The 26,620-nt window shown below is 48.1% G+C and carries 22 protein-coding genes, 1 other RNA gene and 3 pseudogenes; 10 read left to right on the forward strand and 16 right to left on the reverse strand.

What is annotated here, in order from left to right; translation table 11 throughout:
* Window positions 1-128: 128 nt before the first annotated feature.
* Both IT774_RS13555 and IT774_RS13560 read right to left on the reverse strand, forming a co-directional pair.
* Window positions 129-284 carry a lasso RiPP family leader peptide-containing protein gene (locus IT774_RS13555; RefSeq protein WP_195810233.1) on the reverse strand — a complete coding sequence of 52 codons (156 nt, stop codon included), beginning with the start codon at window positions 282-284 and terminating at the stop codon, window positions 129-131.
* A 10-nt stretch (window positions 285-294) separates the two neighbouring features.
* Complete coding sequence (locus IT774_RS13560) at window positions 295-939, reverse strand: hypothetical protein (protein WP_195810234.1); 645 nt, start codon at window positions 937-939, stop codon at window positions 295-297.
* A gap of 325 nt (window positions 940-1,264) precedes the next feature.
* Between IT774_RS13560 and IT774_RS13565 the strand changes: the two genes are divergently transcribed.
* The gene (locus IT774_RS13565) at window positions 1,265-2,890 is read left to right on the forward strand and encodes an asparagine synthase-related protein (protein ID WP_195810235.1); all 1,626 of its coding nucleotides are present in this window, start codon (window positions 1,265-1,267) and stop codon (window positions 2,888-2,890) included.
* Here the strand turns inward: IT774_RS13565 and IT774_RS13570 are convergent.
* From IT774_RS13570 to IT774_RS13590, 4 genes and pseudogenes are all read right to left on the reverse strand, one after another.
* Entirely contained in the window at window positions 2,883-3,359 is a 477-nt protein-coding gene (locus IT774_RS13570; RefSeq protein ID WP_195810236.1) for a lasso peptide biosynthesis B2 protein, read from the reverse strand. The two genes, IT774_RS13565 and IT774_RS13570, sit on opposite strands and share 8 nt — an antisense overlap.
* Window positions 3,359-3,622, reverse strand: a complete 264-nt coding sequence (locus IT774_RS13575) for a PqqD family protein (RefSeq protein WP_195810237.1) — start codon at window positions 3,620-3,622, stop codon at window positions 3,359-3,361. Before IT774_RS13575 ends, IT774_RS13570 begins: the two co-directional genes overlap by 1 nt.
* Window positions 3,619-5,306, reverse strand: a pseudogene (locus tag IT774_RS13585) (ABC transporter transmembrane domain-containing protein). The gene IT774_RS13575 and the pseudogene IT774_RS13585 overlap by 4 nt, the downstream one beginning before the upstream one ends.
* A 39-nt stretch (window positions 5,307-5,345) precedes the next feature.
* Window positions 5,346-6,743, reverse strand: a complete 1,398-nt coding sequence (locus IT774_RS13590; RefSeq protein ID WP_195810239.1) for an undecaprenyl-phosphate glucose phosphotransferase — start codon at window positions 6,741-6,743, stop codon at window positions 5,346-5,348.
* A gap of 558 nt (window positions 6,744-7,301) precedes the next feature.
* On the opposite strand from IT774_RS13590, the gene IT774_RS13595 reads away from it, so the two are divergent.
* The 3 genes from IT774_RS13595 (at window position 7,302) to IT774_RS13605 (ending at window position 10,509) form a co-directional block, all read left to right on the forward strand.
* Window positions 7,302-8,054 carry a tetratricopeptide repeat protein gene (locus IT774_RS13595; RefSeq protein WP_195810240.1) on the forward strand — a complete coding sequence of 251 codons (753 nt, stop codon included), beginning with the start codon at window positions 7,302-7,304 and terminating at the stop codon, window positions 8,052-8,054.
* On the forward strand, window positions 8,038-9,411 hold the full coding sequence (locus IT774_RS13600) for an O-antigen ligase family protein (RefSeq protein ID WP_195810241.1): 1,374 nt from the start codon (window positions 8,038-8,040) through the stop codon (window positions 9,409-9,411). Before IT774_RS13595 ends, IT774_RS13600 begins: the two co-directional genes overlap by 17 nt.
* Before the next feature lie 372 nt (window positions 9,412-9,783).
* Window positions 9,784-10,509 carry a SapC family protein gene (locus IT774_RS13605; protein ID WP_195810242.1) on the forward strand — a complete coding sequence of 242 codons (726 nt, stop codon included), beginning with the start codon at window positions 9,784-9,786 and terminating at the stop codon, window positions 10,507-10,509.
* A gap of 159 nt (window positions 10,510-10,668) precedes the next feature.
* Here IT774_RS13605 and IT774_RS13610 read toward each other — a convergent pair whose 3' ends face one another.
* The 5 genes from IT774_RS13610 to IT774_RS13630 all read right to left on the reverse strand — a co-directional run bounded on the left by IT774_RS13610 (window position 10,669) and on the right by IT774_RS13630 (window position 15,889).
* Window positions 10,669-11,094 (reverse strand): DoxX family protein, encoded by a 426-nt coding sequence (locus IT774_RS13610; protein WP_195810243.1) that lies wholly within the window; start codon window positions 11,092-11,094, stop codon window positions 10,669-10,671.
* A gap of 95 nt (window positions 11,095-11,189) precedes the next feature.
* Entirely contained in the window at window positions 11,190-11,783 is a 594-nt protein-coding gene (locus IT774_RS13615; protein ID WP_195810244.1) for an FMN-dependent NADH-azoreductase, read from the reverse strand.
* Between the two features lie 846 nt (window positions 11,784-12,629).
* Window positions 12,630-13,220, reverse strand: coding sequence for a hypothetical protein (locus IT774_RS13620; protein ID WP_195810245.1), 591 nt, complete (start codon window positions 13,218-13,220; stop codon window positions 12,630-12,632).
* Window positions 13,221-13,560: 340 nt separating this feature from the next.
* An RNA gene (gene rnpB, locus IT774_RS13625) (RNase P RNA component class A) lies at window positions 13,561-13,915 on the reverse strand.
* Between the two features lie 78 nt (window positions 13,916-13,993).
* On the reverse strand, window positions 13,994-15,889 hold the full coding sequence (locus tag IT774_RS13630) for a diguanylate cyclase (protein WP_195810246.1): 1,896 nt from the start codon (window positions 15,887-15,889) through the stop codon (window positions 13,994-13,996).
* 482 nt (window positions 15,890-16,371) lie between these two features.
* Between IT774_RS13630 and IT774_RS13635 the strand changes: the two genes are divergently transcribed.
* The 3 genes from IT774_RS13635 to IT774_RS13645 all read left to right on the forward strand — a co-directional run bounded on the left by IT774_RS13635 (window position 16,372) and on the right by IT774_RS13645 (window position 18,483).
* Window positions 16,372-16,539 carry a hypothetical protein gene (locus IT774_RS13635; protein WP_195810247.1) on the forward strand — a complete coding sequence of 56 codons (168 nt, stop codon included), beginning with the start codon at window positions 16,372-16,374 and terminating at the stop codon, window positions 16,537-16,539.
* A 114-nt stretch (window positions 16,540-16,653) separates the two neighbouring features.
* A complete protein-coding gene (locus tag IT774_RS13640; RefSeq protein ID WP_195810248.1) occupies window positions 16,654-17,301 on the forward strand; it encodes a sterol desaturase family protein in 648 nt (215 codons plus the stop codon).
* Window positions 17,302-17,718: 417 nt separating this feature from the next.
* On the forward strand, window positions 17,719-18,483 hold the full coding sequence (locus IT774_RS13645; protein WP_232364997.1) for a PEP-CTERM sorting domain-containing protein: 765 nt from the start codon (window positions 17,719-17,721) through the stop codon (window positions 18,481-18,483).
* Between the two features lie 293 nt (window positions 18,484-18,776).
* Here the strand turns inward: IT774_RS13645 and IT774_RS13650 are convergent, their stop codons facing one another.
* Both IT774_RS13650 and zapE read right to left on the reverse strand, forming a co-directional pair.
* Window positions 18,777-19,505 carry a YebC/PmpR family DNA-binding transcriptional regulator gene (locus IT774_RS13650; RefSeq protein ID WP_195810250.1) on the reverse strand — a complete coding sequence of 243 codons (729 nt, stop codon included), beginning with the start codon at window positions 19,503-19,505 and terminating at the stop codon, window positions 18,777-18,779.
* Between the two features lie 103 nt (window positions 19,506-19,608).
* A complete protein-coding gene (gene zapE, locus IT774_RS13655) occupies window positions 19,609-20,715 on the reverse strand; it encodes a cell division protein ZapE (RefSeq protein ID WP_195810251.1) in 1,107 nt (368 codons plus the stop codon).
* Window positions 20,716-21,075: 360 nt separating this feature from the next.
* Between zapE and IT774_RS13660 the strand changes: the two genes are divergently transcribed.
* The 3 genes and pseudogenes from IT774_RS13660 (at window position 21,076) to IT774_RS13670 (ending at window position 24,220) form a co-directional block, all read left to right on the forward strand.
* Window positions 21,076-21,519 carry a ZapG family protein gene (locus tag IT774_RS13660; protein ID WP_195810252.1) on the forward strand — a complete coding sequence of 148 codons (444 nt, stop codon included), beginning with the start codon at window positions 21,076-21,078 and terminating at the stop codon, window positions 21,517-21,519.
* A 73-nt stretch (window positions 21,520-21,592) separates the two neighbouring features.
* A pseudogene (locus IT774_RS13665) lies at window positions 21,593-22,955 on the forward strand (DegQ family serine endoprotease).
* Window positions 22,956-23,156: 201 nt separating this feature from the next.
* A pseudogene (locus IT774_RS13670) lies at window positions 23,157-24,220 on the forward strand (trypsin-like peptidase domain-containing protein).
* A 258-nt stretch (window positions 24,221-24,478) separates the two neighbouring features.
* Here the strand turns inward: IT774_RS13670 and IT774_RS13675 are convergent.
* From IT774_RS13675 to IT774_RS13685, 3 genes are all read right to left on the reverse strand, one after another.
* Window positions 24,479-24,643 carry a hypothetical protein gene (locus IT774_RS13675; RefSeq protein ID WP_195810253.1) on the reverse strand — a complete coding sequence of 55 codons (165 nt, stop codon included), beginning with the start codon at window positions 24,641-24,643 and terminating at the stop codon, window positions 24,479-24,481.
* Between the two features lie 428 nt (window positions 24,644-25,071).
* Window positions 25,072-26,331 carry a UDP-N-acetylglucosamine 1-carboxyvinyltransferase gene (gene murA, locus IT774_RS13680; RefSeq protein WP_195810254.1) on the reverse strand — a complete coding sequence of 420 codons (1,260 nt, stop codon included), beginning with the start codon at window positions 26,329-26,331 and terminating at the stop codon, window positions 25,072-25,074.
* A gap of 15 nt (window positions 26,332-26,346) precedes the next feature.
* A complete protein-coding gene (locus tag IT774_RS13685; protein WP_195810255.1) occupies window positions 26,347-26,604 on the reverse strand; it encodes a BolA family protein in 258 nt (85 codons plus the stop codon).
* Window positions 26,605-26,620 lie beyond the last annotated feature (16 nt).

Below are 26,620 nucleotides of genomic sequence, written 5' to 3' on the forward strand. Positions count from 1 at the left end.
CAGATATTGAGTAGGATTGTAACGTTAATTATGCATCAAATTGCCACATCTTCAGCATTTTTGCCGAGTGATTTGTCAGCTCGATCAAAAAAGCCAGCAGGATGCTGGCTTTTTTGGCACCGAAGCGATTAACCCTGAAAAGGATTTTGCTTGGTTTGTCCGCCTTGCTCGTCAGGAATGCTACCTGCAAATCCTTCGGTTAGCTCGGCTAATGTACCTACGCGTTCCAGCTGTGGTTTTTCATAGCTGCGTTTTTGCTTAGTTACCGTGGTTGAATCGTCCATTTTTCCTTCCTTAAGCATTTTTTTTACGGCCGAAACCGATAAATGCCAATCCTAATGCAAAGATACTTGCTGTTGCTGGCGCTGAAACCGCAACCATGTCAGTATCGATAAGAAATTCCAGTGTACCAGACTGAGCAAATAACTCATCTGAAATTCCATTAATCAGCAAACCACCAAAAAGTTCGTCTTCTACATTGTTGGTATAGCTGGCTACCGCAAAATCTACATCGTCCAGATAGCCTCGTCCCGGGCCAGAACCGTTGGCACTGGCATCACCCTCGGCAGTATCGAACACGACATTGCCGGCAAACGCGTCGATAAAAATCGACTGTATGCCAACACCCGTAAATTCAAAATCAAATGTCCACAGACCCAGAGGTAAACTTGCATCGGCGGGGGTTTCAGAGATGGTATTACCCTGCTGTACCAGTGACCAGTCAGAACCAAACACACCACCTACAAATCCTTCCTGATAATCCGGGCCAGGATCGGTAGCAAGGGTTTGCCATAGTAGGGTTTCGGTAGAGGCATCACTGTAGGTGACCGTTACCGACATGTCTGTCATGTCGGCGCCGGTGACGGTTTCGATATAACTTGCTGAGGCTTGGCTGCTTGCCAGAAGTGCAAATGCACCAAAAATTGCAGACTTTTTCATTCCATTTTCCTTGTCCAAAGTGCGTGATCCGCGAGCATCTTTTATTTTACTGACTTGGCTTACAAAAATCATGCCTTTATTTTTTTATTATTGTAAATCATATCTTTAGAATTCTATAAATGAGTATCTAAGGTCATTTGAGCGCCCTCTCAGCATAAAATGTAAAGAAAGCTGACAATAATGGTCAACGCCCTTAGCATTGTGGTTGAGATGTAGTTCCTTCGTAATTTCAGGTGTAGAATGCTTTTAACTATCAGACTTCGCACGGACGCCAGCTTTGAGTTCTTTTTTATTTGTTGTAGGCTCACCTGAATCACGAAACGCTTTGACCCATGATGCTCGGCCATTTTCTTTCGATGCTCATCACATTTACCGGCATCCCGAATTTGAACTTCACCAGACAGACACTTCCCCACTTTATCAGTACCAATCAGAGCTACAGCTAAACGATACCCGCCAGCCTGCCTTTTGTTATACCAATCAGTGTCTGTATATCGCCACCGATTCTCTGGCATTGCGGCCGCTTTATCATACTGTGTACCAATCGGTATATTTGATTTCTGACTCAGCTCAGTTGCTGCACAATGTCACCGGCAGAACCACCGAATTTTCCGGCCCGGCATTGGCAGGCTGGTTGAGTGGTCAGCCTATGAATCATCTTTGTGCTCATCAACAAATAGCTGTTTTGGCTGCCGGCCATAGACTCGAATTTGCAGACGATACGGTAAAAGTATCAAAGTACTGGGATATCGATCCCAGCTATAAACTCCGTTTTCCCGATGATGATACCTATGCTGCTTATTTCAAAGATTGCCTGGATACCGTTATTGCAGCCCAGATGGCTACGCACGAGGTTATCGCTACCCAAATGAGCGGTGGTATGGACTCCACCAGCATCACGGCGCTGGCGTCACTGCAGGCAAAAGCCCAGAATAAAAAATGTATTGCCTTGTCTCACTTTTACCCGGGTGATAGCGCTTCTGATGAAAGCGAGTTGATAAACGATATGCGTCATCATCTATCGTTAACTAATGTGCTATCTCAGACCGTAGATACCCAGAATTATCGAGACTTTCTGAGTCTGTATCCTGCGCATTTCGATCACCCGGGCATCGTGCTTTCGCCACGGTACAACGACGAACTGGCGATGCTGGCCAAACAAGATGTCACCCTATTGCTTACCGGTAATGGTGGGGATGAAACCTGCTGGGGGCACGCCAGCGCCTATACCCAAAGATTGCTGAACAAAGATTTTTCGGTCATTCCGGAGGTCTACCAAGCCTGTCGTGTTACTGGCATGCCGTTTTTAAAAGTGGCTCGCCATCTGTTTGTCCGTCCGATGATCCCTGGCCCGCTTATAACCTTAGCCAAAGCCCTTAAACGAAATAGTAAGCATTCACTACTGCCGCTATGGCTAACCCCAAAGGCACGTACTATGGCTGAAGAAAGTTTTACTATTAGCAATCCATTTGACGCAAAGCGCGCGCCCATGAACCATGCCCGGTATTTTGCGATGAAAAACAGTACCACTTTCAACTCGGTACGCTCTTATGATGAGGTATCGAAACAGCATAATATTAAGGTTTGCCACCCCTTCTTCGACCAAACATTAGTCGAGGCAAGCTTTGCCTTACCGGAAAAGCAGCTTATCAGAGGCGCTTATCCGAAATTCATTTTACGCAATGCGATGAACGGCCTGCTGCCTGATAGTGTTTGCTGGAAAACAACCAAAACCACCTTTGATATTCATTTTGCGAATTTAGTCAAAGAGAACCGGGATAGTTTACGTCAGTGTATCCAACACCCTCTGCTGGCTGATATGGGGCTGCTGGACATTAACCAGGCTCTTCAGGCTTTTGATGATACGTTGAACAACAATAATTCTGGTATAAAGGTCGATTTATTATTTTTGATACTTACCCAACGCTGGGTGGCAGAGCTGGTTAATTAGTCAGCCCTTTTGTCACCATATTGGTCAGTAGCGAATTAAATACACTCACGCTTTGTAGTTCGGCATAGCGGTTTACCACTTCTGCCGAATCATTCACCAGCCGCCCGTTACAGCTTAACCAACAATGCGCTTCTGCTTTACCATTACATACCCGCATACCAAAGTGCAGCTTGGTCGGGATTGAACGACGATGAAGCATATCGCGCGTCACCAGGCATCGGCGCAGGCAGTTCATCAAAATAACATGATTTCGGCCTGCCTGTTCGATGGTCGCGGTTAGTTTTGTGGGTAACCCTGCCGGCAATGTATTGGTGGGTTCGATTACATGCTCGGGCTCAATAAAAAGTTTTGCTTTCCATTGATTGTAGGGCTGTAACTTTATTCTTAAGTGCCATACAAGAAAGCGTATCCAGGCCTCACAAAACCAGGCTTTTTCACGATAATTCAATTTAAAAAACTGAGTCATCATCAGCAGGCCTCCACTAATCCTTCCGCTTTTAGCTTTTCCAGTAATTCAAGATAGTCTGCTTTTGCGGTTTGTTCTTCTACCTCATATTGGTTGGCAATGTTTTGGGTGATTTCGCTGAGGCTTTTTGCTTCGCGCAACATGGCTATCATACTGGCCCCCACCCCATTTACGGTGTAGTAGTTGCCATGTTCAGGCTCCAGGATCACCATTTCATCGGCCACTTGCTGGGCTAACACATCATCCTTTATTTTATAACTTGTCATTGGTCTTCCTTATGCGGCTTTTTGCAACCTGGCGTTGCGCAAATAATAGGTTTCGGGGCTATGCCAGCTAGTGTCGGATCATGAGAAATCACCATCACTGAGTACTGACGAAATACATCATAAAATTCTTGTTTAAACTGTTGGCGGCCGGTCTCATCCAACATTGATGTTGGCTCGTCCAGCAACAGAATATCGGGCTGTTTTAACAAGGCGCGGGCCAGGGCTATACGTTGGCGTTGCCCCCGGATAAACGAATACCACCTTCACCCACCTGGGTGTTCAGCCCTAAGGGGAGTGAGGCGATAATGGTTGTGAGTCCGGCTTTGTTGGCAGCATCTATTACCTGAACATCGGTGGCGCCCTCGCACCCTAACGCGATGTTGTTATGCACGGTGCCGCTTTGCAGCACCACATCCTGGGGTACATAGCCTATGCGCTGGCGTACCTTGTGCACCCCTAACACCCGCGAATCCTGGCCACCAATCATAATCCGACCTTCATCAGGTTGGTAATACTGCAATAACAGGTTCAGCATGGTGGATTTGCCCGCGCCGTTGTCCCCCACAATCAGCATCGCCCCGCCTGGCTTCAAGGTGAAATTGACGTTGGTCAGTACCGGGTGGTCAGGCTGGTACGAAAAACTCACATTTTCAAAACGCACTTCGTTGGTAGGCAAAGATACCGCGGTGTGACCGGGTTGCAGGCTGTGATAGTTTTCCGTCTCTGCTTCCCAGACCAACGATAGCCGCGAAGCGGCACCGCGCAGATGCTGCGTTTGTCCGTAGAGACCGGCAAAAGCACTGATGGGACGAATAAAAATCAAACCGTACAATAGCAAGGCCACCATATCGGCCAGCGCCAATGCCTCACTTTCTAGTTTAAAGATTGAAATGCCTAGTATCGCAATCACGGCGATGGCGGTTAAGGTTTGCACCAGCGGGCTTAACAATGACTGAAAACCAAATTGCCGGATTCGCAACTGCTTCAGGTCTGCCTGGGTTCGGGCATAGCGCTTGCTCTCCACCTGCTCCCGGGTGAATGATTTTACCAGGCTAATGGTACTGATATTTTCGTTTGCCACTGCCAGCGACTGCGCCTGGGTATTCGCGATAGCGTTTGCTAACGGGTGAATCTTTCGACCCAGCAATTTGCTGATAACAAATAAAAATGGAATCACACTGACAATAATCAGGCTAATCCACGGTTCGATGGCAAACATCAGCACTGCACAGCCAACAAAAATGAGCAAATTTGGAATGAGCGTGGTTACTACACTGGTAATGTAAAAACTAACAACCCCCAGGTCGTGAGTCAGCAGCGCCAGGATGTCGCCTTTATTGGTGTGATGAAAAAAACGCATCGGCAGGCTTTGAATATGCGTATACAGCCGGTTATTTAAATCGGCGGTCAGGGTGGCGCCCAGCGTATTCAGCTTTACGCCCGACACATAGCGCAGCGTTCCTTGGAACACAATCAGCAGAGCCCACAAACCGACACTGGCCAAACCTAATTGCGTGGTACTTGCCAGCGTCTGCATTGCCGCAATATCGCTGGCAATTAATTTGGGCAACACCAGGCTCACGGCGGTTTCGATAATAAGCAGACCCAAAACCAGTAAAAAACTGGCTTTGTATTGTCTGAATAACTTTAAACCGTAGCGTAGATTCGTTTTCATGGTGCCCATTAACTGCCTGTTACACGCCCAGGCCTTATCAGCGATGTGTTAATACACATTCTTACCCACAAAGCCTTTGGCAAACGTGAATAACACAATTTTGAAGTCGAACCACAGCGACCAGTTGCGAATGTAATCCAGGTCGTATTTAACCCGCATCTGCATTTTTTCGAGGGTGTCGGTTTCGCCCCGCCAGCCATTTACCTGGGCCCAGCCGGTAATTCCTGGCTTTATGCGGTGGCGCAACATGTAGTACTTCACGGTTTTGCGATACATCTCGTTGTGGGCAACCGCATGCGGGCGAGGCCCCACCACCGACATTTTTCCCTGTAATACATTAAAAAACTGCGGCAGCTCGTCCAATGAGGTTTTACGTATAAACGCCCCTACCTTTGTCACCCGGCTGTCGTTTTGAGTGGCCTGGGTAACCTGGTCACCATTTTCGGTCACCGTCATTGAGCGAAACTTCCAGACTCTGATTTTTTTGCCATCTACGCCATACCGGTTTTGCTTAAAAATTACCGGGCCTTTGGAGGTCAACTTAATGGCAAGCGCGATGATGAGCATGGGCAGCGCAATGACGCTTAATATGGCCAGCGACAAAAAGATATCTTCCAGGCGTTTAACGGCTATGGTGGCGCCACGCATGGGGGTGTCAAACACACTGATAGTTTGCATCTGGCCGACATTACAAAGCCGTGAATGCACCAGGTTATAAACAAAGAAATTAGGCACAAAGTGGACTTCCGCATTAGTATCACCCAATTGATGCAGCACTTGCTCTACGCGTTTATTGGCGGTCATCGGCAAGGTAATAAAAATCTGATCCAGCTTACCTTCATTAACCGCTTTTATCGCCTGGTCAATTTTGCCGCCTAACGTCATGCCTGCCGGCACCGGCAGACGGCTTTCATCGCGATCATCATAAATGGCGGCAATCCGAAAACCGGTTTCCGGGTTGCGGGCCAGCTCTTTAATCAACTCAAGGGCGGTGTCGTTCATGCCGATGATCCCCACCGAGCGGGTGTTGTAACCGCGGCGACGCACATGGAACAAAAAATACCGCATGCCAATACGCCATAAACACAACGCAACAGGGCTTAACAGCATCCAGGTGGTTAAAATGGTACGCGAATAATCCGAAGAGGTTTTTGTCATAAACAAGAAGCCCAGTACGATAACCGCACTAATGGCCCAGCTAAAGACGGTATAAAACAGGATTTCTTTGGTGGTGCCGGCACGCCATGAGCGATAAAGCCAAAACAGCTCGGCACACAGCAGATAGGCCGTACATCCAATCAGGCCAATAAGCTGATAATGCACGGATAAGGCAGTAGGATGTATCGATGCGGCAAGCATCAATGACAATTGAATTAATAAAAAGTCTGCCAGTCGATAAACAACCGCAAACTGGTTAATGTTATTTCTAACAAAACCTGAGCTCATTGTAACGTCCTTGTAATTTTAAACGGTCGGTTCTATCAGCCTTGAATGACCGCAAAGGCTTGGTTGTACTTATAATTATTATTGCTGCAGAATGTAGCAGAATATGCGCCAACCTTTATATTATGCTGTATAAACTTTGGCGGCAGATTTATAATTTAGCTTAAAATCCTGTAGTTAGGAGCGGAAAAATACGCTAATGCCATTACAAACACCACGGCTTATTGATCTTTTTTTGCTACAGATACGTTCAACGCCGATACAGTGTAAAAATATCCGACAACCTTCCCTGTTATTTACCCGAATCCAACATTTTTGCATCATTCTGGGTGCCCTCGCCTCATCGTGCGAAAAGCCGGCGCTTACTTTTTGACGGCCCCGGGTTAAGCCTTTTGCCCAACGCTATGTAACAAAAAGCTTTTTAAGGGCTGCAGACAATACTTACACATTATTTAGTTATGTAAAATTATCAGACACCAGTTTTAGATTATACTTATTAATTGGAACAGTTCTCGCATAATAAAATGTAGTAGTCACTTATAAAATGTATTTGTTTTTATCATGACCTCGTCTTCTGCTCAGTCTAAAACATCGCCCGCCTCGGCGCCTGCGGCCATGGGTTTTCGGATTTCATTGCGCACGATACGCGTTGGCTTATTGCTGGGGGCATTTATTCTGGCGGCTATGTGTGTGCGAACAGCCACAACCTACTGGCACGCGCATACCCTTTCCACGCAGGTACAGGCGTGGTTTGTCGGCGACCAGCTGCCCGCACCTGGTGAGCTGGCACGCACCGAACAGCAACTTAAACAGCTTGAAAAAACGCTGGCGGCGGATGCCGGCGTTAAGCTCTCACTGGCGCGCCTGTATATTGTGCGCGGCCAAAGTGAAACCGCCAGCCGCTATTATGATAGTGCACGCGCAGCCCTGGTCTCCGCCCGGCGGCTGCAGCCTTCTCATTATGAAGCCCTGGCATTACGCGTGTTTCTGGACGATGTGCAAAATGGGTTAAATTCCGAAGCAATGGTGTTACTTGAGCAACTGTTGCGTCTTAGCCCTTATGAAAAAAAGGTACAGCAACTGATTGGGCCGGTGTTAGTGAAAAACTGGAATGCGTTATCGGGCACTCTGCAACAGCTGGCGGAGCCGCTTATCAGCAGTGCCTTACGCGAAGCCTCGACCAAGGCAATATTGTTTGATGCCATGCGCCAGTACAATTTGGTCGCGCCGTTTAAATGTTGCTCACCCAATCGTGAAACCTCGGCCCAGTTGAGGGTACTGGAAGCGACCACCCCGCATGACACCTTTCAATAATACCTCTTCGGGCGTCGCCCGGTGGCTGATGCTGGCCACCTTGCTAGTGCTGCCCTGGTTGCACGGCGGCGAACGCTACTGGGAACAACTGGTGATCGCGGGTGGCCTTTTTATCGCGGTGATCGTGATGTTGCTGGACAAACGCGCCCTGACAAGCCTGCCCGCCGGCACCTTATTAATTCTGACATTGTTTGGGGTGTGGCTGGTGCACACGCTGATTTACCTGGTGCCCATACCCATGGGTATGCTGGCCTGGATAAGCCCGGCCACGTATACCTGGCAGAACCAGGACCCTTCGCAACAGTTTGGCTATCTGAGCCTGTACCGGCAAGCCACCCTGGTTGAGCTGTTCAAATTTGCCGGTCTGGCCACTTTATTTTTATTAATTAGTCGGTTGTTTTTAACCACCGGACGCATTCGCTGGTTTTGCGGCGGCATTGTGACAATCGGTACGCTGACCACAGTGTATTCGCTGATAAACTTTGCGACCGGGGGCGCCATTGACTGGGTTCCGGCTATTCCGCCGTGGGATTTTTCGTGGCACCAGGGCATACGCGGCACCTTCAGTTATAAAAATCAGTATGCCATGTACATGGTAATTTGTATCTTGCTCACCGCCGGCTTACTTATCGACAGTCTGCGGCGGGAAAGAAGGACACTTGTTACTCCGGCTATTGCCTATTTTGCATTGTGTCTGGGTTTGCAACTCGCCACTTTACTTAATACCAGCTCCCGGGGGGCGCTGGTATCGCTGGTGGCAGGCTGTGGGTTTACCGCCTTCCTGTTTTTTCTGAGCCGCCCTAAGTTATTACAGCAATGGCTAAAACCAAAGATCCTGGCCGTCATGGTAATTGCAGGGACCCTGATGATCATCGCATTTATGCAGTCAGCGGTGTACCAGCGCTTCAGCGAACAAAAAATGGAAGACAATGGCCGTACCCTGCTGCGCGGCACCGTAATTCGGGTGATTCAGGATTATCCGGTTTTTGGAACCGGACCAGGTACCTACCCTTTTATTCAGCATAAATACAAACCTCTGGAGCTAGGCAATACCCAAATGTCTAAACGGGCCCACAATGATTATCTTGAAACTGTGGCTACCCAGGGCGCACTGGGGTTTACCCTGTTGGCTATTCCCACCGGATTATTATTGATGCGCTTGTTCAGGCGCGTGCCGGCATCACCGCTGACCGGCCTGCAATTAGGCTGTCAGGCAGCGTCGGTTGCGTATCTGGTACAAGCTGCCATCGATGTTAATATTGGTGTTTATATATTGCCGGTGCATTTTGTGATTGTGCTGTCGGTTGGCTGGGTGATTGGTCATTTGCTTTATACTGCCCCTGCAAAGCCCACCTGAAATACCAAGCCTGCCTGAAATATAAAGCCCAATGAGGATAGCTGAGTCGCACCGCACCAGTTTGCAGAAGCCTGGCAGGGGATCGCTCGGCCTCCACGTTAACGCCAGCTGTGGTCACATGGGGGCTTTTGAACGTCCCTCCCTTTAAATGACATTTTCTTTCAACGTTATTTCTGTTTAACGTAAATCTACCGGCCACTTTGTGGGGTTGGCGCTTATGGCGTTCTTAACATTTCCGGGGGCTTTATCCTTTTGAAATAAAGAAACTCCCGGGCTACATTGAACAAATAACCGGTAATCGTGCGTACTAAGCATAACGCTCCGTTCTCCTTCTTTTTTCGGGCAAATTCATAAGATAAAAAGGAACCAGGCATGTCTCATTTCGTCGCACTGAATCCCAAGCAACATCAATCGCTGCGGGTGCAACCCAGCAAGGTCGCCGAGACTGGTGCCGCCGAGCAACTGATTCCGGTGGTGCTTAGCGAGTTCAATCAGCTCATCATTCAATACCCCATTGTTTTTACCAAAAATGCCAAGTCAGGCCAGTTTGTATGCTCGGCTATGCTGGGTTTTGAAGAAGGCGAAAACCTGTTTTGGAATGAGCAACAATGGAATGGCCTGTATATCCCGGCGCAGGTTGAGCGCCATCCTTTCTACATTGGTCAAAGTGATGAAAAAACGGAAGAAGATCAGCATCTGGTCTGTCTGGATACCGACAGTGAGGCGCTCAGTGAGACCGAGGGTGAACCCTTGTTTGATGAAAATGGTCAACCCACCACCTTGATGGCCGACAAACAGGAAATTCTGGCGATGCTATTAGACGGCGAGCCACAGACCCGCAGCTTCATCAAAGCGCTTACCAGTTTAGACCTACTGGCACCTATTGCACTGGAAATCTCTCTGGCCGATGGTTCGACCCGCAAAGTTAACGGTCTGTATACCATTGATGAAGACAAACTCAGTGGGCTGTGTGGCGAAACCGTGGCGATGTTGCATGAAAAAGGCTTTCTGGCCCCGGCGTATACTTTGCTGGCGTCGCATGCTCATATCTACTCACTGATTGAGCGTAAAAATGCGCGCATTATTAAAGATGACTGAAAAATCATTATTCTCCCGTCATGGTCAGGGTTTAATGACCACAACGTGAGGGGATAACCGTTCAGGACGTTCTGCGCATAAGTCATCTTTATGCGCAGAACGTGATACTGGGCACCAGGTAGCGTTACAGCTGCTCTTCTGCCCGCATAAATCTATTCGCTAAAACTTTGTCTGCCGAGCATTGCCCGCCCCCGACAACAACAGCGATACACTTGCGCCCAATAAGGCTAGCGCAAACTCATAGCCGTTATTCGACATAAACAAACCCTGCTCAAAATGTACAGAGAATATCGCCACCAGCATGGTTATTGATAATGCTGCGGCCGCTGGTCGGGTTAACAATCCTGCTATTAGTGCCAGTCCGCCGAAAAACTCAGCACTGCCGGCCAGTAGCGCTAACGCAAAGCCTGGCGACAGACCGATAGAGTCCATCCACCCGGCAGTACCTGCCAGGCCATAACCACCAAACCACCCGAACAGCTTTTGCGCACCATGCGCGATAAAAATGATACCTACAGGGATCCGCAACACCAGTGGTGAAAAGCCATTCCCCGTGCTCAAAAGTAATTTAAAAAATCGATACATTTTACACCTATCAAAATGGGTTAGGCGTGGACCGCCTTTTTAATAAGAACACAAACTGAAAACTGGCGGCGTTCTGCATAAGCACGCCGCTTGCGTTACAGATTGATTTGGTGGATGGCTTGTTCAGCCTGGGCCAGCTGGCTGGCATGGGTACGGGTGTTCAGACCTTCGGCATAGATAAACTGAACATCGTGAAGTCCGATTAACCCGAACACACTTTTGAGGAAGCTGGTTTGCGAGTCTGCCGATGTACCGGCATAAAACCCGCCCCGGGCAGCCACGACATAAACCGTTTTATTGTCCAATAAGCCGACCGGACCGCTTTCGGTATAGTTGAACGTTACGCCGGCGCGGGCAATTCTGTCGATCCAGGCTTTAAATGTGGAAGGCACCCCAAAATTGTACATGGGCATGCCGATAACCACGGTATCGCTATTTTTCAGCTCGCTGATTAAAACATCGGACAACCCGGCAGCATCATGCTGTTGAGCTTGTTCATGATCAGAGGTGCTCATCCAGGTGGCCATCTCACTGTGGGTTAGATGGGGCAAAGGCTGCTCCGCAAAATCCCGGGTCACTACACGGGTTGCATGGCTTTGCTGTAACCGCGTTACCAGTTTGTCCACCAACTGGTTAGACTGACCTTGCGCGCCATTGAGCGATGATTTTATGACCAGAATGTTTTTCATGGTGTTCCTCTCAGATAAATAACAACTCACTCGATGGCGCTTATTATTAACCACAACTTAATAGAATGATATTTGTTAAATTCATCGAAAACGTTCTATTAATTAGAATAAATGTGAGATGTTGAAGCAGCGCGCAGCGCTAAAATGAACAGAGCTATAGATTGCGGAGTGACAAAGTGCTCAGCAAGGTAAGGCACACATAGTCAAAGACGCAGCAAGAGTCAGCGCGTGACTGAGGGGAGAGCCCTGATAAAGGCCAGACACGACAGGTGTTATCTGCGCCGAATACGAACAAATATGAAGATAAGGGCCAGGCTTTAGCAAGGTATAATGCAAATGCAGCACAAGCTACAAGACAAAGCCCAGCGTAAGCTACGGCGATGACCCCACGGAGGGTGGGCGTGCCCGGGCGCTTGTATGGTGCTAAGCCGCTATCATGCCGATGACAAGGTGACAGGCCGGATTTACGCATCGAATATGAGAATAAAACAGGGCGGTATAGGCTGGTTAGGAAAATGCTGCGGCCGCCGGCGGGGTCAATAAGCCTGCTACCAGTGCCAGTCCATCACCGCTTAACCGCCTTTTGCGCATGATGTTATCTACACCTTGAAATTATAGCGTAAGGTTTAACAACGTATGCCGGAAGAGCGGGAGTCAGGCTTGGTTAAAATGAATCACTATGGAGAAAGAATGTTCTAAGAATCAGCTGCAGTTAGCTTCAATATTTAAAGATACCGCTCTATGTATCAGAATAAATTTAGCTTGCTAGCTTACTTTTCTGTCTTACAAAAACTATCGTGCTCTGTAAGAGGGAAGTATCTACTTCCCTCTTACAGAGATTTTAGTTTAACGGAATCTATGTGCTAATAAAAAAGCAACTAGAAACATAAAAAACGTGGTATTTTCGGGTACATTTATTGTTTCAACCTCAATTCCCCATGTTAGAAGAACATCATTTTCGCCAGGTACTTCTACATCCAGGATAGACAGTTGCCACGTACCAAAAACATCAAGCCCATCAAATATTGAAAGCATACTCTCAGCCTGAAAATCAGCACCCGGGAGAATGCTATAATCATCACTATCACGCAGTGCAGTCTGAAAGAATACATTGCTGCTTTCATCGTCGAAAGTAGCGCTTAAGATGTCTCCGAATTGCCATCCAGTTTCAAAGCCAGTGGTCCAGATTCGTGCGGTGGTACCTGACTCCACGTGTGTTAACTCGACAGTGTTGTCATAGGCGCAGCAACCGGCATCAATTCCAATGAAGAAATTCAAATCCGAGATGGTTCCGCTCTCGGTGGTCGTCAATGAAAATACTGATGCCGGATTGGTATCCACACTACTGCCACCGGGGCCAGTTAAAATTAGGGTGGCGTTAGCAGGTAGTGCCACGAGGTAAAGCAAAGCAGTAATACATAAAATTTTATAGTTCATTATAAAGTTCCGATTTTAATACGACACAAAATTCATGGTTGATACAGCTATAGCCGTAAAGCAAAAAAGATACCCATTATAAAGAGCAACATTAACAACAACTTACACTTATATTGATTTTTATTTACATAAAGCGTAAAAAAACCGGACACTTTTTAGCCAATGAAAAGAGCAGATTCACTGTTGAATTTTTAAAAAAATAAGCAAACACCCGAGCTGTTTTGTACCCAAGATGGGTAAAGTATGCTGAAACTGCCAATCTGAGGCCCGAGTCTTATCATGAGATATGAAGTAGAAGATGTGGTTAAGCTCGAATGCAGTTAACCACCAATATAAAAAGGTGCGGAGTTAGCCGATAAGCCGGGTTCTGTCTAAGGCAACCATTCCTCTAGGCCAGCAATTGCTCACTGGCTCAAGCAACCTACCCGATCCCCATGTGGGCCACACGTTATGGGATCCTATTTGGTCTTGCTCCGGGTGGAGTTTACCGTGCCACGAACTGTTGCCAGACGCGCGGTGCGCTCTTACCGCACCCTTTCACCCTTACCGGCACTGATGTGCTTAGGCGGTATACTCTCTGCTGCACTAGTCGTCGGCTCGCGCCGCCCAGACGTTATCTGGCACCCTGCCCTATGGAGCCCGGACTTTCCTCCCCCTTCTAACAAGTAGAAGGCGGCGATTGCCTGGCCAACTCCGCGGGCGCATTCTACCTTAAGCCTATGGTAAATGCGATACACGCCGAAAAAGAACTTTGTGAATGATGATGCCTGCCTTCAGGCGGCCCTGGTTTCAAATCGGTTCCGGCCATTTTCTTTGGCCTGATACAAGGCTTCGTCCGCACGTTTGACCACCTGTTCCAACGTGCTATCGCTGGCGTGTAAATCGGTACACCCCATGCTGACCGTAATGGCCGGCGCATCCGGCACCTTCAGATCCATTGTGGTAAGCTTTGTCTGAATTCGCTCAAAGATATTACCGATATGCTCACTGCTACTGTCCGGCAACACCAGCAGCCATTCCTCACCACCCCAACGGCCCAAAGCATCCCGTCCGCGCAGCTCGCTGGTAATGGTCTGAGCCACCTTTTTCAATACCTCATCGCCAACATCATGGCCAAACCTGTCGTTAAAGGCTTTGAAAAAATCGATGTCTATCATGGCAAAGCACAACGGACTTTGGTTGGCCTGTGCGGCGCGGATGGCTTTTTGTGCATACACGCTGATGCTACGACGGTTTCTGGCATGGGTGAGCTCATCGACCAGTGCCAATCGGCGAAACTTCTTTTTGGTACGAATCTGTATCATCAATACAGTGATCGCTGCGGCCAGTACCACTAACAAGGCCAGCGATAAAATAATCAACACCCATTGACGAAATTCTTTCGCTTCCAGCTCTGACTCCGCCAGTTTTTTCTGGGTGGAAAGTAATTTATTTTCAGCCGCCGCTTCATTGAGCTCAAACATCGCCTGGTATCGGCGGGTCGATTGTTTTTGGGTATCTTCAAGCTGCTGTTCGTTCAGGGTCACCCATTGTTTGTAATGGGACAGGGCTTTGGTAACATTACCCAGCGATTCGTGAATCACGGCTTTGGAGCGTACTAGCGCAATCTGACGCTTCAAGGTGGTGGCCTTTGCTACCAATGGTTCAGCAATAGCAAGGTCTACCTCCCAGCCCGGGTGGTTTTGCCGAGCCCGCAAGCGGGCCCGCAATAAATGGCTCAGGATGGTCATGCCGGTAATCTGATGTTCCTCAAACACCGGAATAACCTGATCGACCCGCTCCATTGAGCGCTCAAACGCCTGTGCCTGTTCGTCCAGATACGCAAGTTCATATAATGCATAGGCGGCGCCCACGTCATCGCTGGCTTTATTGGCATACTCAAGTGACTTTTCGGCGAACACTCTGGCCTTATCTTTATAAGCAGTATTGCGGTAGGTCAGCGCGATGTTGTAATAGGTAATTGATGCTTCTATCAGGTTTTCTTCGGGATCGATCAGGGCCAGAGATTCCATGTAGTACTCTAACGCCTGCTGAGGCTGGCCCAGTTCATCATAAATCAGCGCAATGCTGGCCAGCGCTTCCGAGCGGCTTTTAGTATCGTTGAGGCGGGTAAAAATGTCATTCGCTTTTACCATGGCCTTCAGCGCTTTAGATATTGCTTCGGACTCGTAAAAAACCCGCGCGGCCAATAGCAGCACTTCCCCATGAAACAATGTATCCGGGGCGTAGGAAGCCGCCAGCTCGATCGAGCGCTGAGCACTGTCCATTGCCACCGCAATATTTTGTGCATTGAGGGCGCCAAAGGCCAGCATCCCCAAAAACCGGGCTTCAAACTTTTTATTACCGTGATTCTTTGCCAGGGTCAGGCCTTTACTGGCAATTGCCTCTATCTCATTATGCTGAGATAAATAATGATATGCATGGGCTACCAGGTAGCGCGCTTGCATCTCTATCTGTGGGGAGGGGGCCGGGTTAGTGTTTTGAAGTATCGGCAGTAACTGATCAAGTACCACGTCGGGCTGGGTGGCAATCTGATGACTGTAATAGTCCATATCCAGCTGCGTGGGCGTATCAAAAACCGGCTCTGAGGCTTTTGCTAAGGGCGGATTACACAGCCATAGTACCGCCAGCATCCATGCGAATTTGTAAAAAAATTGGTTGGAGGTCATTGTTTGATTTTATTAATTATTATTGTTTTTACTTAATTCTGACTGAGTCCGCCGTCTGGTGGCATTCAGTTATTAGATAAATCTATGAGCTTCAGCGATACGCGCTCCTTGCAAATTCTTACGCCCTCACCATAAAAGATTACTCTTTTTTCATCGGTTACAAAAGCTTATTTTCCCACCACATTTGTGTTACCGGATTTTTCAGCCCTGCCAGCTAAAAGGCTGTTGGTATGATGACCTTGCCACCCCACTTACGTGAGCACATCCGTAACTATGTCTGCTTATGTCACTGTGCTGTGAGAGCCATCCGATCTTTGCCACTACAGCTTAACCACACCGCCAACCAACCTGCCTAACCGATTATTTGTCAGCTTTCTTTACAAACAAAAAAGGGTGTCAAAAAATCTACAAAGAAAACAATCATATAAAAATGGTTCAATAATTGCTCACACCAAAGTGCCAAACAAAAAAGAGGAACAAAGATGAAAAACACCAAATCTGTCATTCTGGCTGTTATTGCTGGCTGCGTGGTCTCCACCCCGGTATTTGCGGGTGTTCCTGCTGTGGATGTGGCCGAGCCGGGCATGTTGTCGTTACTCGGTGCAGGCGTGGCAGCAATTTACCTGCTCAAAAAAAGTCGGAAAAAATAATTTTTGAATTTGTACGATGTTTTTATTTTTCTTACTATTGTTATGATGTTTTGGGAGTTTAAATATCCCAAAACATCTGTTCAACGCCCGCAGCACTCTTACCTGAATAACTTTGTGCTGTATGTTCTGGGGTTGTTATTGTTATACCCCCTTTCGATGTTGCTACCGTTAGATAAGGTGCTGGCCACCCCTTCCTTAAACTCTGAGCTTACATTCCTGAAGTCTGACTGGCTGGTTTTCGCAGGGCACTTTTTATTACTGGATTTTATTTATTACTGCAAACATCGTATTGATCACCGTTTGCGGCTATTCTGGCGTCTGCATTTAGTTCATCACTCCGATGAATACCTTGACCTTTCCACCAGCTTTCGTCATCACCCCTTTGAAATTGTGGTCACTTATCTGGTCATACTGGGCATTGCCTCGTTACTGGGGGTGCCGTTAATTGTCCTGGTAACCTATGTCTCAATTTCGGCCATGTTTCAGCCACTTCAGCATCTTAATGTCAACTTTCCTACATGGTTTGAGCATTACTTATCCTTTGTTTTTATTACCCCTGCGCTACATGCGGTACATCACCACCACGATGCCAGGTTTACCAACAGCAACTACGGAAATATGTTTTCCTTCTGGGACCGCCTGTTCGCCACCTTTCGGCCTCCTGAAGCAAACACCCGTTATGGGCTGGAATACTTCACCCAGCCTGAAGAAACCCGATTGTCCTCGATGCTGAGCCAGCCATTTCGCTATCTCAAAAAGTAAATCTATCAGACAGAAAAAACTAAAGCTCATGGGTTTAAAATTTACTAGATGTGCAAGCTTTGACCATAATTGAGACATCCACAACATCGAAGAGCCTTTTCACCTGGATAGTCTTTTCTCTAACCTTGAAAATTTGTAAGCCATCATGAATAGGCAGAAATGGTTAATCTCAGGCGTAAATACCCTGGTCCGGCTTGCGCAAAACAATGAAGTCCTTGTTAAAGCTAACTTTCAAATTAGCCCTATTTAGCGATTTTAATGTCAGCTTCCTTTACACAACTTAAAAATTGAAATGTTACATTTCTCTAAACTACTGTATTTTTTATAGTTTTTTAATGGCCCCCTTTTTGCTAATACTTTTTTTGTATTTTTAGATAAGCCTAAGCACTAATGGAACGGATTGAAAAGGAAAAAACAATGAAAAACAAACTTTTGAAAGGTGTACTTGCAAGCTTTGCTTTAACTGTTGGCGGGATAGCTAATGCAGATGTCGTATACCTGGACTCCGATGCTGGTAACCCTTGGGGCGAAACGACGAATGAAGCCGCTCTGGATGGCGTATTTGGCGCGGGAAACTGGACAGACAGTACATTTGAAAGCATTAATGTAACCAACTTATTTTCTAGCGCAAATGACTTTATTTACCTCGAAGGCAGTGATTTAAATGCTGATGCATTAGAGCTGTTTATCAATACTAACTCAACGGCCATGCAGGATTGGGTATTTGGCGGCGGACGTATTTTTATTAATGCGGCACCAAATGAAGGCGATGGAATGGATTTTGGTTTTGGCGTTAGTTTGCACTACCCTGTATACGACAATGATGTCTACGGTGTTAACCCTGCTCACGCGATTTTTGAAGGCCCTTATGGCTCAACAGGTAGCAACTTTCAAGGGACGTATTTTTCTCATGGTGCTGTTTCTGGTCTAGAGATAAACGCACTTATTGTTGACGAGCTGACCTCAGATATTGTACTAGGTGATATGTTTTACGGCACTGGTTACGCTGTTTTCGGTGGTATGACTACTTCAAACTTCCAGACGCCAAACGCCTTCGAATTACGACAAAATATTCTTCATTATGCTACAAATGTGCAAACCACTGATGTTCCTGAACCTTCAACATTAGTCATTTTTTCATTAGGCTTATTGGGCCTGGCTTCTCGTAAATATAAAAAATAAGTTTAACTTAAGGCAGTTAATTTTTTGAAAACACTGATCATATGGTCAGTGTTTTTTTTAATCATATAAGTCAGTTTATCTTGAGATACCACATCGTAGTTACAACTGTACAGTTCAGAGAACTAACTAAAACCTTACTAAATACGAATTCTTACTCTTGCCCTCGTTTTTGGATTTAACGCCGCAGGGTCTAAAGAGAGGAGAAATTTCACTGAAAACAAAAAGCCCGCTATTGAAAGCGGGCTTTGGCTATAGGACCGCACCGTCTAAGAACGTAAAACATCTTTCATGTGTTACGCCTGTTCCGGTAACTGGGCATTGTGATAAATATCCTGCACATCGTCACAGTCGTTCAGCATGTCCATAAACTTTTCGAACATAGGCAGATCTTCTTCGCTGATCTGCGTCTCGGTTTGCGGAATGAAGGTGATTTCTTCGGTATCCAGGGTTAGGTCGGTGTACGCCGCATTCAGCGCTGTTTTCACATTGTTGAATTCGGTATGCGGGGCATAGACGGTAATTTTACCATTTTCACCTTCTACATCCGTCACATCGACATCGGCTTCCATTAAGACTTCCAGTACCGCATCTTCATCATCCCCGGCAAACTGAAAAACCGCCTGATGGTCAAACATATGTGACACCGAACCCTGACCGCCAATCTTGGCGCCGGTTTTGGTAAAGCAGTTGCGTACATCGGTAATGGTACGATTCGCATTATCAGTCAGACAGTCCACAATCACCATGCAATTGCCCGGGCCGAACCCTTCATAGCGCGCCGGCTCATAATTTTCGCCCGCGCCACCGGCGGCTTTGTCGATGGCCTTGTCAATAACATGCGCTGGCACCTGGTCTTTTTTGGCTTTGTCCATTAACCGGCGCAGTGACAAGTTGGTTTCAGGATCTGCGCCACCATTTTTTGCGCACACATAGATCTCTTTGCCGTACTTTGAATATACTTTGGTTTTTGCCCCGGCGGTTTTGGCCATCGCGGCTTTTCTTACTTCAAATGCTCTACCCATTAGACGTCTTCTCTTTTTTGGCTATGCCGCTGCGCATTACAGCTGGCAACAATCGCTTATTTTTGTGCAGTTTACTGATAAACCGTAAAGCTGGCTAGTCAGCTTATGGCAGGTGTTCCGTGGCCAGATAATCATGTGACTGCATCTCTTTTAGGCGGCTTAGGCAGCGCCTGAACTCAAATGACAGCCGTCCTTCCCGGTACAGGTCATTCATTGCCACTTCGGCGGATATAATCAGCTTAACATGACGTTCGTAAAATTCGTCAACCATGGCAATAAAGCGCCTGGCCGTGTCATCGTTGTTCTGCCCCATGGCTTTCACATTGGCCACCAGCACTGAGTGATAGCACCGGCTTATCTCGATATAATCGCTTTGGCTACGGGGGCCTTCGCAAATTTCCTTAAACTCAATCATCATTACGCCGTCGGCGTTATAGCAGGTTTTTAGCTGGCGATTATTGATTTCGACAGCTTCGTTTTCGGTGCCTTTTTCCGGGGCCAGCTGTGTAAAATACGAATGCAGGTTCTCATTCGCCTCGTCATCCAGCGGATGATGATAAATGTTAGCCTGTTCAAGGGTGCGCAGACGATAGTCTACTCCGCTATCAACATTGATAACTTCGGTATGTTGCTTAATGAGATTGATCGCCGGAATAAAGCGCGCTCGCTGCAGCCCGTTTTTGTACAACTCATCGGGAATAATATTGGAGGTGGCTACCAGCGCGATACCATGACCAAATAGCTCTTCCATCAAGGTCCCCAGAATCATGGCATCGGTGATGTCCGACACATAAAACTCATCAAAACAAATAATACGGGTTTCTTCGGCGAGCTTGACGGCAATCAGCTTTAGCGGATCGGATTTTTGCTGAAGCTGTTTTAATTCATCATGAATTCGATGCATGAAGCGATGAAAATGGACCCGCATCTTCTTTTCTATGGGCAGGCATTCGTAGAAGGTATCCACCAGATAGGTTTTGCCGCGCCCGACCCCACCATAAAAATACAGCCCGGTAACGGGGGTCACCCTGTCGTCACGCTGACCAAACCAACGACTGATTTTGGCTTTAACGCCTTTTTTGTCGGGTGCCGGTGCCTCCAGCAGATCATCATACAAGCGCTGTAATGCCTTAACAGCATTCTCCTGGGCGGTGTCGTGCAAAAACTCAGGTTGAGACAAGTCTTCCTGGTATTTTTCCCATGGCGTCATGAAGGATACATCTCCTGATAAAATAAAGCGGCCGTTTCAGGCATATTTTCCACATCTGGCACTTGAAAAGCACCAAAAGTGAACATAATGTCAAAACCTAAGTAAGGGTTAAACTAAAGCGCTGCCCCTGACCAGCACCCGTGTGGCGTATTATACCTTATTCCTGACCGACGTTAAAAAGTTCAGTCCGGTCTTTATGCTTGCAGTAAGCCCAGGCAGGGCAAACCGATAACCTGCTGGTAAGACTGCAAATGTGTACACAAAACCCTGTTGAACTTGGTATAGTCGGTTTTAGTATTAAATGTATCGTCGGCACTTCACCCGAAGATGTCCGACAGATTGTATTTTTCGGAGAACTCAATGGATGTACTAATTCCTGTTGCCCTACTTCTGGTCGGTTTAATTATCGGTTTTTTTGTGGCTCGCTATGTCTATACCAAAGAGGCTGGCAACAAGTCGGTCAAACAGGCTGAAAAAAATGTAAAAGAGATTTTAAATCAGCAGGCCGAACATCATCTGTACCAGACCCGCCAGACGGTCGAAGCTATCGAAGCGCAGTGTCAGACGTTGCGAGCCCAGGTTGAAGAGTACGAAAGCCTGCTGAAACAGGGGACCGGGGAAGAAGAAACGGTGCCCTTTTATGGTGAGCACGCTGCAACTTACCTACGTAACAATATCAAAGGACGTGAAAAAGCCTCGGTAACTTCGGTTCACAGCACCCAACCCAAAGATTTTGCCAATACGGGATCGGGCTTATTTGTCGGCACTATTGAGTCGTCTACCGCAGAAAAAGAGAATAAATAGAACTTTTTACGCATTTTTTGTGTCTTTTTGGGGAATAGATATTTCGCAATTATCATGAGGAGTGTAAGCGAATATGAATAAATCTTTTCGTCAGGTCGCGCTGGTGTCTGCGGTCGTCGCCAGTTCACTGGGGATGAGCGCCACCACCCAGGCAGGCCTGCCCTTTTTTAGTGACAGCAAGCAAGAGATGCCGTCTTTGGCACCGATGCTTGAAGAAGCCACCCCGGCAGTGGTCAGTATTGCGGTAGAAGGTACCCAAACTGCACGCCGTCAGGTGCCTGAGATGTTCCGTTATTTTTTTAATGCCCCCAGGAACAGGTTCAGGAACGGCCTTTTAAAGGATTAGGCTCTGGTGTGATTATCGATGCCGATAAAGGCTATGTGGTTACCAATAACCATGTGGTCGATAATGCCGATGAAATTACCGTAAAGCTAAAAGATGGCCGAGAGCTTAAAGCTAAAAAGCTTGGCGCCGATGAACAAAGCGATATTGCGTTACTTAAAATTGAACCGGATGATCTGACCGACCTGCCTATTGCCAACTCCGATGAAATTCGGGTAGGCGATTATGCCATTGCCATCGGCAATCCCTTCGGGCTGACCCAAACGGTCACCTCCGGCATTGTCAGTGCGCTGGGGCGTTCTGGCCTGAACATTGGTGGCTACGAAGACTTTATTCAGACCGATGCGGCAATCAACCGGGGCAATTCTGGTGGCGCGCTGGTCAATTTGCGCGGCGAGTTAATTGGAATCAACACGGCGATATTCGGCCCTAACGGTGGCAATGTCGGCATTGGTTTTGCCATTCCCAGTAATATGATGAAAAGTCTGGTGGATCAGATTGCTGAATACGGCGAAGTCCGTCGTGGTTTGTTAGGCATTCTGGGCAGTGATGTGGATGCCGGCCTGGCGGATGCCATGGAAGCCGAAGTGAATAAAGGCGCGTTTGTTAGTGAGGTGCAGCCGGATACTGCGGCCGACAAAGCCGGACTCCAGGCCGGAGATATTATTACCGCCGTTAATGGACGTACCATTCGAAGCTTTCGTGAGTTAGCTGCCCGCATTTCGAGTATGGGGCTGGCGCTGAGGTCGAGCTGTCGATTCTACGCAAAGGCGAAACTGAGAAGGTGGCCGTGGTATTAGATGATGCGGCAGACACCAAAGTTACGGCAGCACAAATTCACCCGGCCCTACAAGGTGCCGAGCTGGCGAATGGCACTGATACTGCCGGCAATCAGGGCGTTGAGGTGGTGGAACTGGAACGTGGCAGCCCTGCGGCGCGCATTGGCCTGCAACCTGATGATGTGATTGTGGGCGTGAACCGCAACCGGGTCACCGGGGTGTCAGAATTCAGAAATGCGCTGGATGAAGTTCAGGGTGTGATAGCCCTTAATGTGAAACGCGGCAATTCTACCCTGTACCTGTTGATTCGTTAATTTGACGTTCCTTGTCGTTACTCAATAAAAGCCACTTTTTATAGTGGCTTTTTTTTGCCTGAAACCCTACTGTAAGCCGCGCCGCTACACGGCCGGCCAGATTCTTTTGGTAATCTTTTTCATCGATGTTATTCTTTGTTTAATAACAAATTTTGCCTCCCTCCCCTGGTTATCCTGGAGGCTCAACAATAAGACATCACCGTGGCTGGCAGGCAAATTCTTTCTTTTCTTATTAAATCCGTAATACTGGGCGTCTTCGTGGCGGCATTGATGCTATTGCTGATGCCGAATCTGCGCACCGGCCAAGGCACCCCTTCAGGCTGGTTTAACCCGCAGTCGGTGACGGCCTCCCGCCAAAGTTACAGTCAGGCGATTAATCGCGCGGCGCCTGCGGTGGTGAACATCTACAGTGTCAGTATTGAAAATGATGTGGGTATTTACCGCAGCCGCCCCGGGAACGAACCAGTTTAGGCTCCGGTGTGATCATGACCGAGTCTGGCTATATTCTGACCTGCAATCATGTGGTAGAGGATGCTGATAGTATTCTGGTGGCGGTTCAGGATGGCCAGATTTTAGATGCCCAGATTGTGGGCACCGACCCCTACACCGATTTAGCCGTGCTCAAGGTAAAGGGTGAAAACCTGCATAAAATCCCCCAGGCTGAACAACAGGATGTGGATGTGGGCGATATTGTTATGGCCATTGGTAACCCCTTTGATTTAGGTCAAACCGTGACCCACGGCATGGTCAGCCGGGCTGGCAGAAATGGCTTATCCAATTTTGTCGATTTTATTCAGACCGACGCGGTGCTTAACCAGGGGAATTCTGGCGGCGCCCTGGTAGACTCAAGTGGCACCCTGGTCGGCATCACCAATGCTAATTTTCAGGTAAGAGATTCCCGCAATGGGGTGCGCAATGTCGACGGGATTAACTTTGCAGTGCCCTATGAGCTGGCGCGTCGGGTGATGGATGAGATCATTACCAATGGTAAGGTCGTACGTGGTCAGCTTGGTTTTATCGGCGGCGAAATTCGCGGCCGTCCGGGCGTTATCGTGACCGCAGTCGCCAAACAAAGCCCGGCCGATAAGGCAGGTCTTCGGCCCAATGACATTATCATGGCCATTGATGGGGTCACCCTGGAAAGCGCAGCCAAAACCCTGGATATGATTGCCGAAACCAGTCCGGGCACTGAGTTAGAATTGCAGATAAGTCGTAACGGCGAAAGTATTGATATCACAGTAACGGTGGCAGAACTGGGCGCATAGTGACCGAGCCGCTACTGGAGCTGCTTTCAGCGGCTGTTATCAACAGCCATTCTCAGCAGCGCTTCTCAGTAGCAATAGTAAGCTGCGAACGGGATTGTGGCGCCCGGGTTCAAAACGATAAAGTTGTAGGATTTGGTACTGGCAGGTGTGGTGCTAAGCAGAACTGAAGTTAAATGCTATTGTCGTGCTTTATGCTGTTGTCGTACTCTAAACGATGACGCTGATTTTGTTCGCGCTGCTGTTCACGCTGGGCCGTTTTCATATCGTCGTCGTGGTCTCCCCCGCCATGGCATAGGGAGGCTCGCCGATAAACAGCATGGTGCTAACCATCATGGCAAATAATACCGTAGGAATTGAGCGCCGCAGTGACAAGAACGGACGCAATTGACGAATAGCCTGATTCAAACCCAGTTTTCCCTTCATTTGTTTGTTTTACAACCTCATACTTGCGTTTGCAGATTCGACAACCATCGCTGAATTAATGTAATTGGCTTCCTGCCAGAACAGGCCATCATCATTGTGAGTGATACCCTTCATCGCCACCATGGTTGAAGTTTGACGAAAGTATACTTTATTTTTTCAAAGATGCATCAACAGAATGTAAATGCAACACATTCCGGTCAAATTTTGAGCAACCCCACCGCCGTATTCTAAAGAAACTTTGGCCCGTTTTACCCTAATGTGGCGTGATCACCGGTTAATCGGGGTCGGATGATTTAATACTAACAAAAAAGTATGAGGAAGAAGGTATAAAAAGCGTCAATCAGTTATCTTCTGGCTAACCTTTGACGCCCCAATGCTGACTATTGTTTGAGAAGAAGCAACAAAAGGACGCCGAAGCGCCCTGTAGGTTACTCTTTTTCCCGACGTATATCCGCGCCCAGTCCCCGAAGTTTTTCTTCGATGGACTCATAGCCTCTATCAAGATGATAGATGCGGGTGACGTGGGTTTCGCCTTCGGCAATAAGCCCGGCAATCACCAGGCTGGCAGAGGCGCGTAAGTCGGTCGCCATTACCGGTGCGCCCTTCAACGATGAAGAGCCTTTCGATACCGCAGAATTTGCTTCCAGGGCAATTTCAGCGCCCATCCGTTGCAATTCCGGCACATGCATAAAGCGATTTTCAAAAATGGTCTCAGTGATGACACCGGTGCCTTCCGCGATACAGTTTAAGGTCACGAACTGAGCCTGCATATCGGTAGGAAACGCCGGGTGTGGGGCTGTTTTAACCTGCACCGCCGCCGGTTTACGCCCCTCCATATCCAGCTCAATCCAGTCTTTACCGCAGGTGATCTTTGCCCCCGCCTGACGCAACTTGTTGAGCACCGCTTCCAGGGTCTCAGGCGCAGCATCCAGACACCGAACCTTGCCGCCCGATACTGCCGCGGCGACCAGAAAGGTGCCGGTCTCAATGCGATCCGGTAACACCCGATAGTCACAGCCCTGGAGTGTTTCAACCCCATGAATATGAATCGTATCGGTACCGGCGCCGGTCACGGTCGCGCCCATGGCGGTCAGACAATTTGCCAGATCGACAATTTCAGGCTCCCGGGCGGCATTTTCCAGAATAGTTTCGCCCTCGGCCAGCGCGGCTGCCATCATCAGATTTTCCGTGGCGCCAACACTCACCATATCCATAAAGATGTGCGCACCTTGCAGGCGACCATCGACATGAGCACGAATATACCCTTCATCGACCTCAATGGTGGCGCCCATTTGTTCCAGTCCGGCCAGATGCAGATTCACCGGGCGCGCGCCAATGGCACAGCCCCCTGGCAAAGAGACATTAGCTTTGCCAAAACGCGACAATAAAGGCCCTAACACCAGAATCGAGGCGCGCATGGTTTTCACCAGCTCATAGGAGGCGGTAACACTGGTGAGGGCATCGGCGGTCAGATAAACCTCATTAGGCTCGCGGCTTACCTTGACCCCAAGCTCTTCGAGGAGCGCTGTGGTGGTATTGATATCGCGAAGCGCAGGTACATTGGTGTAACGACACGGCTGCTCGGTAAGCAAGGCCGTCATCAGTAGCGGCAGCGCCGCGTTTTTTGCCCCGGAAATACGTACATCACCATGCAACGCCGGAGATTTTTTTATGACTAGTTTGTCCACAGCTGGAGGCCTGATCTATTGCGGAATATGAAACTGACGCTCTCGCTGCCAGTCGGCTTCAGTAAAGGTTTTGATGGAGATGGCATGCATGCTGCCATCCGCAATTTTATCTGACAGCGGTGCATAGATAGCCTGCTGTCGTTTGACCCGGCTGAGCTGGGCGATTTCATCGCTGACTGCGATGATGGTGTAATGAGAGCCGTCCCCTTTCACATGAACTTCGGTCAAATTCAGGGCATCTTTTAAAATGGCTTCGATTTCGGCTACATCCATAAACTTCGTTGCTCTT

Source organism: Salinimonas marina (assembly GCF_015644725.1).
Classification (GTDB): Bacteria; Pseudomonadota; Gammaproteobacteria; order Enterobacterales; family Alteromonadaceae; genus Alteromonas.